The sequence below is a fragment of the Catellatospora sp. NPDC049609 genome (genome assembly GCF_040675365.1).
GTDB lineage: Bacteria > Actinomycetota > Actinomycetes > Mycobacteriales > Micromonosporaceae > Catellatospora.
Map to the genome: position 1 here is coordinate 1 of NZ_JBFAOU010000424.1, position 1992 is coordinate 1992.

1 protein-coding gene is annotated in these 1992 nt (G+C 61.7%); it reads left to right on the forward strand.

Annotated features, from left to right (window positions below; genetic code table 11):
* Positions 1-452 precede the first annotated feature (452 nt).
* On the forward strand, positions 453-1679 hold the full coding sequence (locus tag AB0J67_RS40830) for a hypothetical protein (RefSeq protein WP_363491157.1): 1227 nt from the start codon (positions 453-455) through the stop codon (positions 1677-1679).
* Positions 1680-1992: the final 313 nt, after the last annotated feature.

Below are 1992 nucleotides of genomic sequence, written 5' to 3' on the forward strand. Positions count from 1 at the left end.
GAGTCTACAATGGACCAACGCTGCGGTTCGGAAGGTGTCCCGCCAAGCGTGCCTAGCAGCGCAAACTCCTCGGCGGAAGTGCGGCTGGAGTACTAGCGGAAGCGGACGAAGGAGGAGTCGGTAGGTGCCTCGCCATCGGGTGTGTGGTCGGCGGGTGGGCTAGCACTCCACCATCACCGACGGGTGCGTCGGCGGGCGGGAACCCATCACGGTCGGAGCCCGTATGGAGTAGGCAGTCGTAAACGGTTGGCGCAAGTCGCGGCTGGCTGTGACCCTGCCGAAACTCTCACGTAGCGAGGAAACGAAGCTCAATGTTTGACTCTAGAAAACGTCTCATCGGTGTGACTCTCGTGGGGACCGCCGCCTGCGTGTCGGCTGCACTTGCAATAGCCCCTGCCACTGTCGGTGCCGCACCAGCGAGTCTCGTTCCACACATCTTGGATGTCTCCAGCGTGAGTTCCAGCGGAATCGAGGGAAACAACGATAGCCACCCCGCCGATGTCAGTGGAGACGACGGGCGTTTCATTGTCTTCGCCAGCACGGCGGCCAACCTGACAAGCCCGACGCCCCCCGCCGGCTCGAGTCAGATCTACCTGCGCGATCGGGTAGCCGGCACGACCCAGCTTATCAGCCGCGGGACGGATGGTAAGCCGGCGCAGGGGTCAAGTGGCAGCCCGTCTATTTCCGCTGACGGCTCCGTTATTGCCTTCGTCTCTTCATCGTCCAGCCTGGTTCGCGGCGACACCAATGGCAAGGACGACATCTTTATCTACACGCCCGGTTCGCAGAGCATCCAGCGGATACTTACTAACGCTTTTGCGCAGCCGAACGGGCACAGCAGCAGCCCCGAAGTGAGCGGCGATGGTCGGATGATCGCCTACGCCACGGGCGCAAGTAATCACACTCCGGACGTCAATGGCACGAGTGACATTTTCGTCTACGACCGCGTGCAAGCGGTTAACAAGTTGGTGAGCCGACAGCCGAACGGCGCTGTGGGCAATAGCGGGAGCACTGAGCCGACGATCAACTCCGACGGCACGAAGATCGCCTTCCGATCTGATGCATCCAACCTTGCGAACAATGATACCAACGGTCAGCCCGATGTATTCCTGACCACGTTCACAACCCCCAGCACGGCTGCGGTAACCCGGGTGAGCGTGAAAGTGGGTGGAGGCGAGGCGAATGGGCTCAGCGGCGACCCGGCGATCAGCGCGAATGGTAACTTCGTGGCATTCGCATCCCAGGCTACCAATCTCGTAACCGGGGATACGAACAACAAGGTTGACGTGTTCCGGAAGGACGTCGTGTCCGGAGCCGTGGTTCGGCACAGCGTGGGCCTGAACGGCGTCCAGGGAAACGGGCCCAGTTTCGAACCTTCCATCAGCGCCGACGGCTCCAAGATTGTCTTTACAAGTCACGCCACGAATCTCGTCGGCGATGACGAGAACGCCGGCATCGGCGACGTCTTCCTCTCCGAGACGTCGCGTTCCTTCATTGTCGGTCGCGTTCTTGTAAGTCGCGCAAACACCCAGGGCAGCGCCAACGGCCAGAGCTTCGGCGGCTCCATGAATGCCGATGGTTCGGTGATCTCGTTTACCTCCCGGGCGTCGAATCTCGTTGCCGGGCAGTCGTCGGATTCCGGCGCTCTAGACGTTTTCACTCGGACGCGAAACAACTGAGGGCGAGCCCTTATTCGCACCAGTTCGGCGTGTTGGCAAGTGGCTGAAAGTCACTATGGGGCTCTGGGCCAGTCGCAGCGGTGTTGCTGTACCAAGCCGGACTGGCCGCTACCGCACGTCTCACGCCGTGGTTGGCCGTTTCTGACCACAGCGCCTCTAGACTAGGCAGTTTTCGAAGTCACGGCGTGTCGATGATCGATGGAAAGCGAGGTCTCCGGTAGAGGGTTCTACGGCCAGGGCGAAACCGCCGCTTCCCGTCGTTCACAGGCCGGCGCGCCCGCCGGGCAGGTGGAACCGCCGCGGGCGCTACAGC